Below are 15,212 nucleotides of genomic sequence, written 5' to 3' on the forward strand. Positions count from 1 at the left end.
GCAATCCATAACACTCATTGCATTTCATGAAAAATTGGCTACAATAAATGTATAGATGAAAAAAGGAGTTTTTAAATCATGATCCATCAAAACTGGCAAACGGCTCAAACGTTAAAACAAGTAAAATGTGTACATACAAATGCGAAAAAATATATGGTCGACCGGGCATTAACGGTTGGAAGCACATATGAAGTGAAAAATGAAACAGAGGAATTCCTATTTGTCGTTGACAATACGGGTAAAGTAGGCGGGTATTACAAAGAGTATTTCGAAGATATTTCGGCTGAATGATTTTGAGGGTCATCACTCATACTAAGAAAAACAGTAAAGGGTGATGATGATGAAAAAGCAGCAAAATGACGAGCAGAAAAATCAAAATGCATGGCATGAACACGAAGATGCTGATATGGCGATTACACTTGAACAGATTTCCGATGTGTATGCCGAGGGAACGATTGATACACCAAAAGATGAATAGTCATTTAAAAACAGTGATTTAGCATAATCACTGTTTTTTTATTGGAATGATTCAGCATTTTTTCTCGAAAAGAACTGAAACTTTTTTCCTGCTTTAACAGTCTAAATAAATAGAGGAAAGAGCATCGGATCAAAAAGAAAAAGTTAAATGAAATTTAATCTATTCGTAATGGAATAACGATCATTTATAGCGTATTCTATAAGTGAGAATAAAACGTACCCACAGAGCCGTGTGGCCGTTTTGTCATAAAGGAATTTGATGCAGGAAGAGGGGGTTTACGTGGGTATTTTTTCTGTCAGTAAACAAAATGATAAGAAATTCGAATCCTTATTGATTGAAGGGGAAAGAATTGAGGCTGTTTACAGACTGCGTCACGACCAAATTTGCTTTACAAATAAACGACTGATCTTTGGCGATAACCGCGTATTTTCTAAGAAGAAAGTCAGGGTCTCCTTGCCGTATCGATCAATTGAAAGTTTTGCCATTCAAGAAGCTGGCGTGTTTGATCAGGACACAGGTATGCTGCTTGTCACAAGCTCAAAAGTATTTGAACTCGACTTTTCCAAAGAGACGGATTTGAGTGATGTGCAAGCCATTTTGACAAAACATCTTTGCTGATCAATCTTGCGATTACATAGATCATATGCACTTTTCTCATTCTTCGTTCTTATTTTCATAGATCGCACATTTCTGAGCCTTTCCCATCTGATGGGAGGGGCTTTTTTCTGCTTAAGTGTTTGAATGATAGCAAAAAAGGTTAAAGATGAAACAGATACAGAAAGGAGAATGAACAATGAAAGTGTTAGTTGCAGGAGCAAATGGACATACAGGAAGACTTGTCGTTCGTTATTTAAAAGAAAAAGGACATGAGCCGCTTGCTCTCATTCGAGATGAAAAACAAGCTGATGCGCTAAAAGAACTTGGTGCAGCACCTGTCATCGGTGATCTTGAAAAAGATGTGACAGATGCTGTGAAACAAGCAGACGCTGTCATCTTTGCAGCTGGTTCAGGCTCAAAAACAGGTGCAGATAAGACCATTGCGGTCGATCAAGAAGGGGCAAAACGCCTTGTTGATACAGCGAAAAAAGAAAACATCCAGCATTTTGTTATGCTCAGTTCCTATAATGCTGATGACCCAAACCAAGGAAAAGGGCAAGGAAGTATGGAAACTTATTATGAAGCGAAAAGACAAGCTGATGAGCACTTAAAACAGTCTGGTCTTTCCTATACGATTGTTCGCCCGGGCGCCCTGCTGCATGAGGAGAAGACAGGAGTGATTGAAGCTGCCGAGCATATTCCAGATGATCAGAACATCGAGATTTCAAGAGAGGACGTAGCCATTGTTCTTGTGGAGAGCTTAACAGAATCGAATGTGAAAAATAAGTCCTTTGACTTGATTAAAGGCAATAAACCAATCGAAGAAGCACTTCGCCATCTGTAAGAGAAGAAAGCTGCTGCCAAATAGGTGGCGGCTTTTTTGATGTTTTCTTTTCCCTTCCAGCGGGAAGGTAATGAGAAAGGAGTGATTGACCGTGGGCTTAACGAAAGAACAACAAGCTGATTTATACGAAAGATTGATTCAATTAAAAGAAGATGTGACGGGATCAAAAAAGAAAGAAGAATCGATGCTCGTTGAATCGAGTGAGATATCAAATGGTGTTGGGAATCATATCGCTGATCATGGGAGCATCTATTTAGACCGCATGACAGAACAAACGCTGGATCAAGTCGATGATCAACTTGAAGGTGAAATTGATGCAGCACTGAAACGAATGGAAGACGGAACATATGGGATTTGTGAGAAAACAGGGAAAGAGATCTCATATGAGCGTTTAAAAGCAGTTCCATATGCACGTTTTTCAATTGGTGCAAAGAAAAATGAGGAAACGACTCAAGATCCAAACGAGTTTGACCGTTCATTCTCCGATCAAATGCGTGATTTAACGAATAGAGAAACAATGGATCAAATGCATTCAGATACGTATGAAAGATTAGAGGAAGAGCAGGATATTGATGTGGATGAGGAAAAATAGCAATATATGAGAAGGTTAAATTTTTTCAGAATAATGTTTCCATATGTACTCGTGGACAAAAATCTTGTATACATGAGTATTTCAAAGAAAAAAGATCTCTTGAAATTTAATTAACTTTCGTGTAGTATAGTTTAAAGGCTGCGATGCGCGTAATGTTAATTAAGTTTTAACCTTTAAGCTGTAATAGGGAGTTTTATATTGAAGCCGGAATGTCATGCCTCCTTAGAGAGGAAGACAGGAACGTTTCTGCAAACACCCACTTTGAGGAGTGGTGGTTTAAAACTTTCTTACTTAGATTACGGCATCCGCAGCTTTTCTTAGGATGATTCAAGCCATTTTCCATTTCGGAAAATGGCTTTTTATTTTGTGAAAAAACGAAATTGCACAGACCGCCGGATGAAGAAGGAATGTATGTTAAAATAGACAAAACAAAAGACGGAGAGGGAATTGGATGTTAGAACAAGCAGAAGCACTCCTGAAACAATACTTTGGCTTTGACACCTTTAGGCAGGGACAGAAACAAGCCATTGAATCGATTGTAAACAAACAGAAGGATACCGTCTGTATTATGCCGACAGGCGGAGGGAAATCGGTTTGCTACCAGATTCCTGCCCTGATGATGGAAGGAACAACGATCGTTGTATCCCCGCTAATTTCTTTAATGAAAGATCAAGTCGATGCGCTAAATGAGATGGGCATACGATCGTCCTTTTTAAACAGCACACTTTCTGCAGCTCAAATGAATGAAAGGCTGAAAAAATGTGAAGATGGGGAATATCAGCTGCTTTATATCACACCTGAACGTTTACAAAATGAACGTTTTTTTCAGCTGCTTGATCGGTTAACGATCCCTTTAATCGCAATTGATGAAGCGCACTGTATATCTGAGTGGGGGCATGATTTTAGGCCAAGCTATCGCTTTATTCAAGAATGCTTAGATAAATTGACAAAAAGGCCAGTGATTGTCGCATTAACGGCTACAGCCACGAAAAAGGTCCACCGAGATATATGTGAACAGCTTGGCATGAACGAAGAAGAAACCATTTTTACTGGGTTTGCTAGAGAGAATTTATCTTTTCAGGTGGTCAAAGGAGAAAATAGTGACCGCTTTATCACACATTATATGAAGAAAAACAAGCTTGAGTCCGGCATTATCTATACAGCTACAAGAAAAGAAGCTGAAAACATTTACAACCGGCTAAAGAAACAAAAGATCAAAGCTGGCATTTATCATGGCGGGTTAGATGACGATGTGAGAGAAGAGCAGCAAAACCTGTTTTTAAATGATGACATCCAGGTCATGGTCGCTACATCTGCATTTGGCATGGGAATTAATAAGTCAAATGTCCGTTTTGTCATTCATCATCAAATTCCAAGGGATATTGAGAGCTACTATCAAGAAGCTGGGCGCGCAGGCAGAGACGGTCTTGAAAGTGAATGTATTCTACTGTTTTCGCCGCAGGGCGTACGAATGCAGCGCTTCCTCATTGAACAGTCAACAGAAGATGAAGTGCGCTATCAGCATGAACTGCTTAAACTAAGACAAATGGTGGATTACTGTCATACTGAGCAATGTTTGCAGCAATTTGTGATGGACTACTTTGATCAATCAGCAAGTACTCCTTGCCAAAAATGCAGCAACTGCCTTGATGAAAGAGAGCGGGAAGAGGTCACTCGAGAAGCGCAAATGGTTTTATCGTGTACGGTTAGAATGAACGAGCGATTTGGAAAAATGATGATTGCTCAAGTACTGGCAGGCTCTAAAAATAAAAAAGTGCTTGATCTTGGTTTCGACCGTCTTCCTACATACGCTTTAATGAAGCAGCAATCAGCCCAGCAAATCAGTGATTTCATCGAATTCCTAATTACAGAAGAGTATTTGCACATGTCTGAAGGGGCTTATCCAACATTAAAAGTGACACATAAAGGGAAGAAAGTGTTAGTCGGACAAGAGGCGGTGTATAAAAAGCAGGCAGTTAAAAGAGAGGCGATTCAAGAAAACGATGCATTATTTGAGCAGCTGAGAGCGGTGAGAATGAAGCTGGCAAGAGAGCAGGGCGTTCCGCCATTTGTTGTATTTTCTGATCAAACCTTGAAGGAAATGTCAGCTGTTCAGCCTAAAACAGAAGAAGAACTACTCCATATTAAGGGAATAGGCTCTCAAAAAAGAGAGAAATACGGGGATGTTTTTCTAGAAGAAATCCGTTTATTTATAGAAAAAGAGAAAAATAAAGAGGTTGAAGAAGAAAAATAAATTTTTTTCGCTGCGTTTGGACACGTTTTCAACAGGGAGTTTCTGATCCTTTCAAAACCTTGATATGGCGGGTAATTGAGCTGTTTTGTGGTCTGATTTACCAATGGAGAGAGATGTTTCATGTAAAGGAACTGTAATCTAAAACATATCGTTTTGTTATTGAATTGACATTTACATATGTTACGATAGCACTCGTTAGCCGCCATAAAAAGCTAACAAGGGAGGATTTACTTTATGAAGAAGACTATTATGTCCTTGGTTGCTGTTGCAGCAATCTCAACAACAGCATTTGGAGCACAGCAAGCTTCTGCAAAGGAAATCACTGTGAAGAAAGGTGATACACTTTGGGGAATCTCTCAAAAAAATGATGTGTCTCTAAAGGACCTAAAGGGTTGGAACAATTTATCTACAGACATGATTTATGTAGGTGATAAATTGACAATCTCTTCAAAAGAGAAAACTCAGGAGCAGTATAAAGTCCAGAAGGGGGACAGCCTCTGGAAAATCGCTCAAAAATTCAATGTGTCAATTAGCGATATTAAGTCTTGGAATAACTTAAACTCAGATATAATTGTGACTGGTTCAACACTAAGTGTTGCTGGTCAAAGCTCAGCTCCGGTAAGCTCAGAGCCTGTACAAAAACAGGAGCCTGTCCAAAAAGAGCAAACAACACAAAAAGCTGCTCCTAAAAAGGAAACAGCTAAAGCAGAATCATCTTCTGCTAGTCAAAGTGTACAAAAAGAATTGACTGTAACGGCTACGGCTTATACAGCAAATGATGGTGGCATCTCAGGTATCACTGCAACAGGGGTAAACTTAAACAAAAACCCAAATGCGAAAGTCATTGCAGTAGATCCTAATGTCATTCCATTAGGAAGTAAGGTTTATGTTGAAGGCTACGGTGAAGCTACCGCAGCAGATACTGGCGGCGCAATTAAAGGTAACAAAATTGATGTACATGTACCAAGCAAATCCCAAGCAAAAAATTGGGGCGTAAAATCAGTCAAAGTGAAAGTACTTAACTAGTAATCTATTGTTTTTTGGAAGAAAGCATCAGGTGGCGGCCTGATGCTTTTATTGTACCCTTTTTTTGGTCAAAAAAACACATATTTTTCAGAAAAATTTGCATTTTCGACAAAAACCAGCGTATATTCTATCATACACGCTGGTTTTTTGGCGTTAGCTGTCCACCCAATAAATTTCCCCGCTTTGTTCTTCCCAATTAATTTGGACATCAAATTGGTGCTTTTCATAAAAGTGGATCAAGCGGTCCACGTGATTCCAATCTCTTTTGACGAGGTCACCTGTGATGACTGGGATGTTCTGCTCTCTTGCGATTTCTTTTAAATGCTTCATGCAAATTGAGCCGTATCCATTATCAGGAGGGCCTTTAATATCAGCAATATGAATCTTTCCTTCTTCAGGATATTCCGCGATTAAGGAAAAATCAGATTGTCCGCGAAAAGCTTTTTCACAATCGCTGAGCATGATTTTGCATGTATCCGCACTTTCAATGGCAGAGACAATCATCCATTCTTCTTCTTTCGCCTGATCAATGCCAATGATCTTTGCTTTTTTCGAAATATCTTTCATATTTTCTTGCATTCGATACATTTGGAACTGCAATTGCTGTAATTCTTGCTCTAACGTCTTCACATCTTTGGTTGTTTCCTGTAAGATTGACAAGTCCATTACTCCTTTCATATAAGAAATCATAAAAACCACATAAATTCCCATTCTAAAGGAAGTGGATGGATCTTTCAAGCCGTTAGAACGCCAGTAATCGGCAAGTTTGTCTAAAATTCGACGAAGACAGCGAATTCATTGACTTTATAGAGAAAGTTAAATAACATACTCTTAGTCGGAACTAATAAAGAGAGGTTTTCAAACATGAACGAACAGAATCAAAAACCGAAAAATTTCACCGGCATTGTTGTCATTTTAACAATTGCCATAAACGGATTAATCGCTTTATTATTTTTAATGCCAAAAACAGATAAATTTAGTCATCTGGACATTACATTTCTTCCTTTATTGAATGCCGTGATGAACAGCTTTACGTTTATCTTCTTACTTTCAGCACTCATTATGATTAAACAAAAGAACATTAAAGCGCATAGACGATTTATCTTTGCTGCATTTTCAACAACACTTGTCTTTTTAATTTCCTATGTGACATATCATTCAATGGCAGCTGATACACACTTCGGAGGAGAAGGGATCATCCGTCCAATTTACTTCTTTATTTTGATTACACATATTGTGCTTTCAGCAATTATTGTACCGCTTGCATTGATTACACTATTTAGAGGCGCACAGATGCAGGTTGAGCGTCACCGTAAAATTGCCCGCTGGACGATGCCGCTTTGGCTCTATGTTAGTCTCACTGGCGTCATTGTCTATATCATGATTTCTCCATACTACAGCTAACGTATGTCCAACTGGACATACGTTCTTTTATTTACAAGATGAAGTGCTTTGGATAGAATGGAAATTGGATATCCGACTTGCACGGTATCTTCCCATCTATAGATTCACATCATTTCTGGCCGTTTGCTCGTTTGGAGATCAACAATTGGACGAAACGGGGGTTATATGATGACTGAACAATTGCAGTATAAACCGGGGCTTGAAGACATTGTGGCAAGCGAAACGTCCATATCATACTTAGATGTGGAGCAAGAGGAAATTGTAATTCGCGGGTACGACCTCATTGAGCTAGCACAAAACAAGACATATTTAGAAACAGCCTATCTGCTTATTTATGGAAGATTACCAGATACGATGGAATATCACCAATTTCAGCAAGATATATCCTCACAAACGAACTTACATCCAACCATTCAAACCATTTTAACGAAGCTGCCAAAAACCACTCACCCTATGGATGCGATGAGAACATGCTTATCTGCTCTTGCAGGGTACGATGATGCATTACATGATCGATCAGAAGCGTGCCAAGTGAAGCGTGCAGTTCGATTACTAGGCCAGCTGCCGGCCATTGTTGCTGGAAGCTATCATATTCTCACAAAAGACGCCGCTATTTCTCCAGATCAGACCAAATCCTACACTGAAAACTTTTTATCCATGCTAACTGGACGCACCCCGACCCAAGACGAAATCACCGCTTTTGACCAAACACTTACATTATATAGTGAACATGAGCTGCCGAATTCAACGTTTGCAGCTAGAGTCATTGCATCCACGCATTCTGACATGTATGGTGCTTTTACTGGAGCGATCTCTTCATTAAAAGGTGACCTCCACGGAGGAGCAAATGAAGCTGTCATGCACATGCTTCTTGAAGGAAAAACAACGGAAGGATTTCTTGCGCTCATTGAACGAAAATTAGCCGCAAAAGAAAAAATGATGGGTTTTGGCCACAGAGTATACATGAGAAAAATGGATCCGCGCGCCGCTCTTTTAAAACGTTCATTGAAAACGCTTACTGAATCGAAGGGAGATACAACGCTATATGACATGTGTGTAGCAGGAGAGGCATACATGAAAGAGCAGAAAAACCTCTATCCGAATCTTGATTATTACGCCGCTCCTATTTATTACGTGCTTGGAATTCCTATTTCACTTTATACACCCATTTTCTTTGCTGCAAGGGCTAGTGGATTAGCAGCCCACGTTATTGAACAGCATTTGCATAATCGCATTTTTAGACCGAGAGTCCGGTATTTAGGGCCAAGAGGATTAAAGGTTTCAAATGATGATGGAAAAACGGGGGAATGAATATGAACAAAACAGCAGTCGCCAATCAAACAGATCAGCTATTAGAAGAAATTGCTGCCTATGCAGTAGACGGAGAAATTACGAGCAAAGAGGCCATTGAAACCGCGCGTTATGTGCTCATAGACACGCTCGGTTGCGGAATGCTTGCGCTCAATTTTCCAGAATGTACGAAGCACCTTGGTCCCATCGTACCTGGAACAGTCGTACCTAACGGAGCAAGAGTTCCCGGCACTTCGTTTGTGCTAGATCCTGTTCAAGCGGCTTTTGATATTGGCTGTATGATTCGCTGGTTAGATTATAATGACACATGGCTTGCACAGGAGTGGGGCCATCCGTCAGATAACTTAGGCGGAATATTAGCTGTAAGTGATTATATCAGCAGAACTCGCCTTGCAAACGGAGAAGAGCCGCTAACGATGAATGACGTACTGCATGCAATCGTCAAGGCACATGAAATTCAAGGTGTGCTCGCTTTAGAAAATTGTCTGAATCGAAATGGATTGGACCATGTGTTATTTGTCAAAGTGGCAACAAGTGCAGTTGTATGTGCAATGCTTGGCGGAACAAAGGAAGAAGTCCAGCATGTGTTATCACAAGCGTTTGTTGATAATTCCCCGCTTAGAACATATCGCCACGCCCCAAACACAGGATCTAGGAAATCATGGGCAGCAGGGGATGCAACAAGCCGCGGAGTGAGACTGGCAATGATGACACGAAAAGGGGAAATGGGCTATCAAACGCCGCTTAGTGCAGAGAAGTGGGGGTTTGAAGATGTTCTTATGAAAGGAAAACCACTTACGCTCGCCCAGCCTCTTGGATCATACGTCATAGAAAATGTTCTTTTCAAAATTGCTTATCCTGCAGAGTTCCATGCGCAGACTGCTGCAGAAGCGGCTGTGATGCTGCATGACGCTGTAAAAAATCGTTTAGATGAAATTGACCGGGTAGAGATTACGACACATGAGTCAGCGATTCGGATTATTGATAAGAAAGGGCCTCTTTATAATCCGGCAGACCGTGATCATTGCTTGCAGTATATTACAGCCATAGGACTGATTTATGGTGAACTGACAGCTGACCATTATGAAGAAGAAACGGCGCAAAATCCGGTAATTGATCGTCTTCGTGATCAAATGGTTGTGAAAGAGGATAAACGTTATACAGAGGATTATTTAGATCCGAAAAAGAGATCAATTGCAAACTGTGTACAAATTTTCTTTAAGGACGGGACGATGACAGATCGAATTGAAATTGAATATCCACTTGGTCATCGAAGAAGAAGACAGGAAGGCATTCCGCTGCTTGAAAAGAAATGGGTCTATCATTTGAAAACAAGATTTCCACAAAAGCAAGTGGATCAAATTGTATCACTTTGCCAAAATCCAAATCAGTTAAAAACAACAACAGTACCAGCATTTATGGACCTATTCGTTATATAAGGGGGAGCTAGCGTGTGGATCGTGAATGAAGAAACAAGTCAGGCTGATTTAGCTGCAGCCTTTAAAGAACAAATGCACAAATCAGCTTTATTTCAAATTCCAGGCGTTCACGATGGAATGTCTGCGCTCTATGCAAAAAAAATGGGCTTTCAAGGGCTCTATTTATCAGGTGCTGCTTTTTGTGCCAGCAAAGGACTGCCAGACCTCGGCATGATCCATTCAACAGAAATGGCTGAAAAAGCGAAGGAGATTATTCGAGCTTCCCAGCTTCCGCTTTTGGTCGATATGGACACAGGTTATGGCGGTGTTTTAAATGCAGCAAGGGCGGCAAAAGAAATGGTTGAGAGCAAGGTGGCAGCTGTTCAAATTGAAGATCAGCAAATGCCGAAAAAATGCGGGCATTTAAACGGGAAATCACTTGTACCAGTAGAAGAAATGGTCGCAAAAATCAAAGCCATCAAACAAGCGGCACCAACGCTTTTGGTGATTGCGAGAACTGATGCAAAGTCCGTAAATGGAATGGAGGATGTCATCCGCCGGGCCAATCTTTACGTAGAAGCAGGAGCTGACGCTATTTTTCCTGAGGCACTCATCACAGCAGAGGACTTCACGCATGCGTCAAACAATATTAAAGGGCCGCTCCTTGCAAACATGACGGAGTTTGGCAAGACGCCTTATTATCATGCAGACGAATTTTCAATGTTTGGCTTTCAAATGGTCATTTACCCTGTGTCATCACTCAGAGTCGCTGCAAAAGCGTATGAGCGTTTATTTACAGAAATCATGGAAAAGGGAACGCAGCAGGGGATACTTGGGGATATGCAAACGAGAAAAGAGCTGTATGAAACGATTCATTATGATGAGTATGAGGAAATGGATCAGCATTTAGCAAAAACGATCCTGCCGGAAATTGGGAAAGAACAGCAATAAAATGAAAAGAAGACAAAGGGCTAAAATCAAGATCATTTTAGCCCTTTGTCAACAATCTAAAACACTTCCTTGACGGAAGTGCTTTTTTTACGATGATGGTGTGGATGATGAAGCCAAATTCATCTTTTCTTCAACTGTTTTCGTTTTTTCTTTTACTTTTTCAGCGTAAGTGAAATCACCGTAGCAATACGGATAGCGGAAGTTATCTTTGTTGCCGCCGCACGTATAGACCTTGGGGTTTCGTTTCACTTGCTTTTTGGAGTATTGCTTTGCCAATTTCTCGGAATGTTTCCCCCCGTTTTTTGCAACAAAATCAATATAGCCGATTCCCATGTTATAGCTTTGAATAATGGTTTCCAAATCAACGCCTTTTTTCTTCCCATGCTTGTACATAGTCGAAAAATGATGGACTCCTTGTCTAATGCTTTTCTGAGGGTCATTGATTTCATTTCGTTTCAAACCAAGAGATTCAGAGGACTGCATTGGATCTCCGCCTCTGCCTTTTGATTCTTGATACATCATACCGAGGATTAACGCGGTATACTGATCTAAATCTTGATCTCTTAACTCTGTTTCTACAAGCGGTTTGTAATCATCCAATCTCGACAAAACAATTGATTCCGTATCAATCGGCAGCTTTTTTAACTCCTTTTGATTAAAGGAAATGACAATGGCTGCTAATACGAAAACAAACAGAAAAATCGTGAAACAGCCTGAAATGGCAAAACATCCTGTTTTTTTCTTTTTCAAGGTCAGTTCACCCCTGTTTTGCCCCGCTTTTAAAAGGGAAGTACAGCCTTTTTATTATGCCATATCCTGCGCTGGATACCAAGTGAAAACCTTATAATCAATCATACCCAAACGTAAATTCAGGTCTTGTTTTCAGTCTGTAGCAGAAATAAACAAAACCGATCATCAGCCAAACCATGCCAATGATCAATGCATTTGTACTGATGCTCGTTAAGAGCCACATACAAAAGGCTGTTCCGCATAGAGGAATTACTGCATACCTCAATGTGTTCAGTACACCTCTCTGTTTTTGTCTGATGAAGTAATACGCAAAAACAGACAAGTTAACAAAAGTGAATCCAATCAACGCGCCGAAGCTGATAAAGGAATAAATGACTTCAAGTTCGCCAATGACTGCGGTTAAGGAGAAAGCCCCGATTAATAAAATATTAAAGACAGGGGTTTTTAATCTCGGATGAATATATCCGAAGAAACGTTTCGGTAACGACTCATCTCTTCCCATAGCATATAAAAGCCTTGCTGCACTCGCATGTGACGATAAGGAAGAAGAGATGACAGCGACCATTGTGCCAGCTAAAAAGAAAGAGTGGAGAAATGCGCCGCCCACAAATTCCGCAATTTCAAGTGAGGCTGCATCGGGATGCTTGAACTGCTGAAAATTTGGAAACACCTGCTGTAAAAAATAAGATGTCAAGGTAAACAGCACGCCTCCAATGGCGACTGTTAAGAAAATAGCGAGAGGAATCGTCTTTTTTGGCTTAATGGTTTCCTCAGACATAGTTGAAATAGCATCAAATCCCAGAAAAGAAAAACATAAAATGGTCGCTCCTGAAAAAATAAGTGCTGGATCTAAGCTCGCTGAATAAAAAGGACGGGCTGACAATAATTCGCCGCTGCCTGCGTTTTGCGTGAGTCCATAAATAATAAACCCAACAAAGGTGACGGCGACAATGACTTGGAAGGTCACAAATAGTGCCGTAATGTTGGCTGTTAGCCGAATACCGATTACATTGACAGTCGTTATGGCGATAGCAAGTATGATGATCCAAATGTAATGAGGTACATCAGGAAAGGCTGCGGTTAAATACGCGCTTCCGATCGCAAAATTCACCATAGGCAGAAATAAATAATCCAGTAAAAGTGTCCAGCCTACAATGAAGCCGACATGAGGGTGAATACTTTTTTGCGCATATGTATAAGCAGATCCTGCTTTTGGAAAAGCCTTCACCATATTCCCATAGCTAAGCGCTGTCAATAGTAATGCCAGCAACGTAAATATATAAGCTGCAGCTACGTGTCCTTTCGTCAGCTGAGCAACAATGCCGTATGAATCAAATACGACAAGTGGATCCATATAAGCAAGCCCGATCACAACAAGTGGAAAGACAGTCAGGCTGCGTTTTAGTCTTGGCTCTTCAGTCAATTTGCCTATCAGCTCCTCTAAAAAAATGAATAAATAATGCTCATTTTAAAAAGAATGCTACCAAGTGTCAATGCTATTTGAATAAATCTTTTTTCTAAAGTGTGCCCGCTTTGCACGCCGCACGTTTTAGTATATGATGATACATAGAATAAGTCGTGATTTGACTAACAAGAAAGGTGAAGCGAAATGAAGGAAGAACTGAATACAAATCAAGAACAGGAACGGATGGAGCTGGATGAAGAAAGTTTATTTCTTGTCTCCCAAACGTTTAAAGCCTTATCTGATCCGACTCGTATTCGCATTCTGCACCTGCTGTCTCAAGGTGAATACTCGGTCAATGATATCGCAGAAACGCTGAATCTCATGCAATCAACTGTTTCTCATCAGCTGCGTTTTTTAAAAAACCTTCGTCTCGTGAAATCTAGACGAGCAGGGACATCGATTTTTTACAGCCCTGAAGATCAGCATGTGATGGAAGTACTTGAACAAATGATTCACCATGCGCAGCATGACTAATAAAAACCTTCCTACTCATATAGGAAGGTTTTTACGCATGATGCATATGTGTTGATCGTTTACCTGCTTTCATCATTTGATAAGAAAAAACAACATAGTAAGCAGCTAACAGAAAAAAGCTGAGCATGGTCATAGCATCATCACTCACAATATGCTGATACAGTTCAACGATACCAATCTTTGTGAGCGAATGGTTTGTCAGCTCACCCAACTTAAAACTAAGTCTAGATAAAAATAAGCATAAAATGAAGCTTTCAATCCATTTACTCGTTTTCACATAAAGACGCCCATTTTCTTCTTTCATCCGGATCGTCTCATAGGCATGAACGGCCAGACTGCTTCCAAAGAGCATACCAATAGCGGCATAGATGAAAATGCTGTGATTTTGCCAGCCTTCTAATAAGAGAATAAGGGCAGTGAGTCCAAATACATACATTCTCATCAAAAGACTGATTGGGCGCACAAGCTGATAGCGTCTCATACGATTCATTCGAAAGATGATGCAGATCAGCATAATGCCTCCAATTATGAATAACTGCCACACGTGATGTGTCATGATGCAACCTCCTCCTGCATGTGCAGGGATGTAAACGAATGCTGGCTGTTCCTTATCTTTACCATTCTTTCTTTTTTTATCAAATCAAAACCTACATTTATGAAAAAGAGGAAAAGGCATGAAAATCGATCGTATTTTGTCTATTGTGATGCTGCTTATTAGCAAGAAGCAAGTCCAAGCGAAAGACCTTGCTGAACTTCATGAAGTGAGCGTGAGGACGATTTATCGCGATATTGAGACCATTAATCAAGCCGGGATTCCTGTTGTGACAACACAAGGAGCAGGCGGAGGCATTTCGCTTGTTGACGACTATCGTTTAGAGAAAAAATTATTTACCGATGATGACATTGAACTTATTTTAACAGCCCTTGAAAGCATGACGAGTGCATATTCCTTTAAAGAAAGTGAATATGTACTGAAAAAAATCAAATCTCTTATTCCGCGACAAACTCATGAAAGTGAGAAACAGCATCATGTCTTTATAGATTTAAGCTCATGGGGAAAAGACAGCCAGGCAGAGAAGAAGCTTCAGCTGCTCCATACAGCTGCCTCCGCACATCAATTCATCCAGTTCACTTATCGCAATGCAAAAGGTGAAACACTTCCACGGAATGTGGAGCCTTATACGCTTGTCTTAAAAGGAAGGCATTGGTATTTGTATGCGTTCTGTTGTGTGAAAAAAGCTTTTCGTCTGTTCAAGCTGACAAGAATGACAGACCTCATCACCATTTCAGCATATTTCAGGCCGAAAAGAATCAAAAATGAAGAGAAGCTTTGGAATGACTCTTGGCATGAAGAACCTTCAGTCACAACACTCACGCTCAGGTTAACGGAAGCATCAGTTGGCAAAGTGAAGGAATGGGTGGATGAGAACGAATTGATCGTCAGTTCAGATGGAACCTATTTGGCATCATTGACCGTGCCGCAAGATGATTGGCTGCACAGTTTCCTATTCCATTTAGGACCGGACGTCGACATTCTTTCACCTCAGCACATCAAGGAAGCGTTTGATCTCCAATTAAAACAATTTATGAAGCGATTAGAAACTTGACACACTGTTGTCAGGTTTCTTTTTATATGATGGGAGAAAAG

The 15,212-nt window shown here is 40.4% G+C and carries 17 protein-coding genes and 1 other RNA gene; 14 read left to right on the forward strand and 4 right to left on the reverse strand.

What is annotated here, in order from left to right; all coding sequences use genetic code 11:
• Positions 1-78: 78 nt before the first annotated feature.
• From QSJ46_RS08815 to QSJ46_RS08850, 8 genes are all read left to right on the forward strand, one after another.
• On the forward strand, positions 79-291 hold the full coding sequence (locus tag QSJ46_RS08815) for a DUF6501 family protein (protein WP_024422683.1): 213 nt from the start codon (positions 79-81) through the stop codon (positions 289-291).
• A 49-nt stretch (positions 292-340) separates the two neighbouring features.
• Positions 341-478 carry a DUF4025 domain-containing protein gene (locus QSJ46_RS08820; protein WP_075611524.1) on the forward strand — a complete coding sequence of 46 codons (138 nt, stop codon included), beginning with the start codon at positions 341-343 and terminating at the stop codon, positions 476-478.
• Between the two features lie 279 nt (positions 479-757).
• Positions 758-1,096, forward strand: a complete 339-nt coding sequence (locus QSJ46_RS08825) for a PH domain-containing protein (RefSeq protein ID WP_024422682.1) — start codon at positions 758-760, stop codon at positions 1,094-1,096.
• 175 nt (positions 1,097-1,271) lie between these two features.
• Entirely contained in the window at positions 1,272-1,919 is a 648-nt protein-coding gene (locus QSJ46_RS08830; RefSeq protein WP_285604574.1) for an SDR family oxidoreductase, read from the forward strand.
• A gap of 91 nt (positions 1,920-2,010) precedes the next feature.
• A complete protein-coding gene (locus tag QSJ46_RS08835; protein ID WP_285604575.1) occupies positions 2,011-2,511 on the forward strand; it encodes a TraR/DksA family transcriptional regulator in 501 nt (166 codons plus the stop codon).
• Between the two features lie 132 nt (positions 2,512-2,643).
• A non-coding RNA gene (gene ssrS / locus QSJ46_RS08840) (6S RNA) lies at positions 2,644-2,829 on the forward strand.
• 133 nt (positions 2,830-2,962) lie between these two features.
• Positions 2,963-4,765: a DNA helicase RecQ gene (gene recQ, locus QSJ46_RS08845; RefSeq protein ID WP_285604576.1), complete on the forward strand. Its 1,803-nt coding sequence runs from the start codon at positions 2,963-2,965 to the stop codon at positions 4,763-4,765.
• Positions 4,766-4,999: 234 nt separating this feature from the next.
• Entirely contained in the window at positions 5,000-5,791 is a 792-nt protein-coding gene (locus tag QSJ46_RS08850; RefSeq protein ID WP_039179273.1) for a LysM peptidoglycan-binding and 3D domain-containing protein, read from the forward strand.
• A gap of 153 nt (positions 5,792-5,944) precedes the next feature.
• On the opposite strand, the gene QSJ46_RS08855 is transcribed toward QSJ46_RS08850, so the two are convergent.
• A complete protein-coding gene (locus QSJ46_RS08855; protein WP_285604577.1) occupies positions 5,945-6,457 on the reverse strand; it encodes a GNAT family protein in 513 nt (170 codons plus the stop codon).
• Positions 6,458-6,655: 198 nt separating this feature from the next.
• Here QSJ46_RS08855 and QSJ46_RS08860 point away from each other — a divergent pair, with 198 nt between their 5' ends.
• The 4 genes from QSJ46_RS08860 (at position 6,656) to prpB (ending at position 10,875) form a co-directional block, all read left to right on the forward strand.
• Positions 6,656-7,195, forward strand: coding sequence for a DUF420 domain-containing protein (locus QSJ46_RS08860; protein ID WP_024422676.1), 540 nt, complete (start codon positions 6,656-6,658; stop codon positions 7,193-7,195).
• A 168-nt stretch (positions 7,196-7,363) separates the two neighbouring features.
• A complete protein-coding gene (gene mmgD, locus QSJ46_RS08865) occupies positions 7,364-8,506 on the forward strand; it encodes a citrate synthase (protein WP_047203849.1) in 1,143 nt (380 codons plus the stop codon).
• 2 nt (positions 8,507-8,508) lie between these two features.
• Positions 8,509-9,945 carry a bifunctional 2-methylcitrate dehydratase/aconitate hydratase gene (locus tag QSJ46_RS08870; protein ID WP_285604578.1) on the forward strand — a complete coding sequence of 479 codons (1,437 nt, stop codon included), beginning with the start codon at positions 8,509-8,511 and terminating at the stop codon, positions 9,943-9,945.
• A 12-nt stretch (positions 9,946-9,957) separates the two neighbouring features.
• Positions 9,958-10,875 (forward strand): methylisocitrate lyase, encoded by a 918-nt coding sequence (prpB, locus tag QSJ46_RS08875; protein ID WP_285604579.1) that lies wholly within the window; start codon positions 9,958-9,960, stop codon positions 10,873-10,875.
• A gap of 87 nt (positions 10,876-10,962) precedes the next feature.
• Here prpB and QSJ46_RS08880 read toward each other — a convergent pair whose 3' ends face one another.
• Both QSJ46_RS08880 and QSJ46_RS08885 read right to left on the reverse strand, forming a co-directional pair.
• Positions 10,963-11,625, reverse strand: a complete 663-nt coding sequence (locus QSJ46_RS08880; protein WP_285604580.1) for a lysozyme family protein — start codon at positions 11,623-11,625, stop codon at positions 10,963-10,965.
• Between the two features lie 97 nt (positions 11,626-11,722).
• Entirely contained in the window at positions 11,723-13,048 is a 1,326-nt protein-coding gene (locus QSJ46_RS08885) for an APC family permease (protein WP_285604581.1), read from the reverse strand.
• A gap of 186 nt (positions 13,049-13,234) precedes the next feature.
• Between QSJ46_RS08885 and czrA the strand changes: the two genes are divergently transcribed.
• Positions 13,235-13,564 (forward strand): Zn(II)-responsive metalloregulatory transcriptional repressor CzrA, encoded by a 330-nt coding sequence (czrA, locus tag QSJ46_RS08890; protein ID WP_024422670.1) that lies wholly within the window; start codon positions 13,235-13,237, stop codon positions 13,562-13,564.
• A gap of 31 nt (positions 13,565-13,595) precedes the next feature.
• Here czrA and QSJ46_RS08895 read toward each other — a convergent pair whose 3' ends face one another.
• Complete coding sequence (locus tag QSJ46_RS08895; RefSeq protein ID WP_107163470.1) at positions 13,596-14,120, reverse strand: CcdC protein domain-containing protein; 525 nt, start codon at positions 14,118-14,120, stop codon at positions 13,596-13,598.
• A 118-nt stretch (positions 14,121-14,238) separates the two neighbouring features.
• Here QSJ46_RS08895 and QSJ46_RS08900 point away from each other — a divergent pair, with 118 nt between their 5' ends.
• Positions 14,239-15,171, forward strand: coding sequence for a helix-turn-helix transcriptional regulator (locus QSJ46_RS08900; RefSeq protein WP_285604582.1), 933 nt, complete (start codon positions 14,239-14,241; stop codon positions 15,169-15,171).
• Positions 15,172-15,212 lie beyond the last annotated feature (41 nt).

The organism is Bacillus sp. YKCMOAS1, assembly GCF_030268125.1.
Classification (GTDB): domain Bacteria; phylum Bacillota; class Bacilli; order Bacillales; family Bacillaceae; genus Bacillus; species Bacillus safensis.

Excerpts from the sequence above, each read along its gene's own strand:
- czrA (WP_024422670.1), top strand. The coding sequence starts at position 13,235 with ATGAAGGAAGAACTGAATACAAATCAAGAACAGGAACGGATGGAGCTG.
- QSJ46_RS08830 (WP_285604574.1), top strand. The coding sequence starts at position 1,272 with ATGAAAGTGTTAGTTGCAGGAGCAAATGGACATACAGGAAGACTTGTC.
- QSJ46_RS08870 (WP_285604578.1), top strand. The coding sequence starts at position 8,509 with ATGAACAAAACAGCAGTCGCCAATCAAACAGATCAGCTATTAGAAGAA.
- mmgD (WP_047203849.1), top strand. The coding sequence starts at position 7,364 with ATGACTGAACAATTGCAGTATAAACCGGGGCTTGAAGACATTGTGGCA.
- QSJ46_RS08855 (WP_285604577.1), bottom strand. The coding sequence starts at position 6,457 with ATGGACTTGTCAATCTTACAGGAAACAACCAAAGATGTGAAGACGTTA.
- QSJ46_RS08820 (WP_075611524.1), top strand. The coding sequence starts at position 341 with ATGAAAAAGCAGCAAAATGACGAGCAGAAAAATCAAAATGCATGGCAT.
- recQ (WP_285604576.1), top strand. The coding sequence starts at position 2,963 with ATGTTAGAACAAGCAGAAGCACTCCTGAAACAATACTTTGGCTTTGAC.
- QSJ46_RS08860 (WP_024422676.1), top strand. The coding sequence starts at position 6,656 with ATGAACGAACAGAATCAAAAACCGAAAAATTTCACCGGCATTGTTGTC.
- QSJ46_RS08815 (WP_024422683.1), top strand. The coding sequence starts at position 79 with ATGATCCATCAAAACTGGCAAACGGCTCAAACGTTAAAACAAGTAAAA.
- QSJ46_RS08895 (WP_107163470.1), bottom strand. The coding sequence starts at position 14,120 with ATGACACATCACGTGTGGCAGTTATTCATAATTGGAGGCATTATGCTG.
- QSJ46_RS08850 (WP_039179273.1), top strand. The coding sequence starts at position 5,000 with ATGAAGAAGACTATTATGTCCTTGGTTGCTGTTGCAGCAATCTCAACA.
- QSJ46_RS08900 (WP_285604582.1), top strand. The coding sequence starts at position 14,239 with ATGAAAATCGATCGTATTTTGTCTATTGTGATGCTGCTTATTAGCAAG.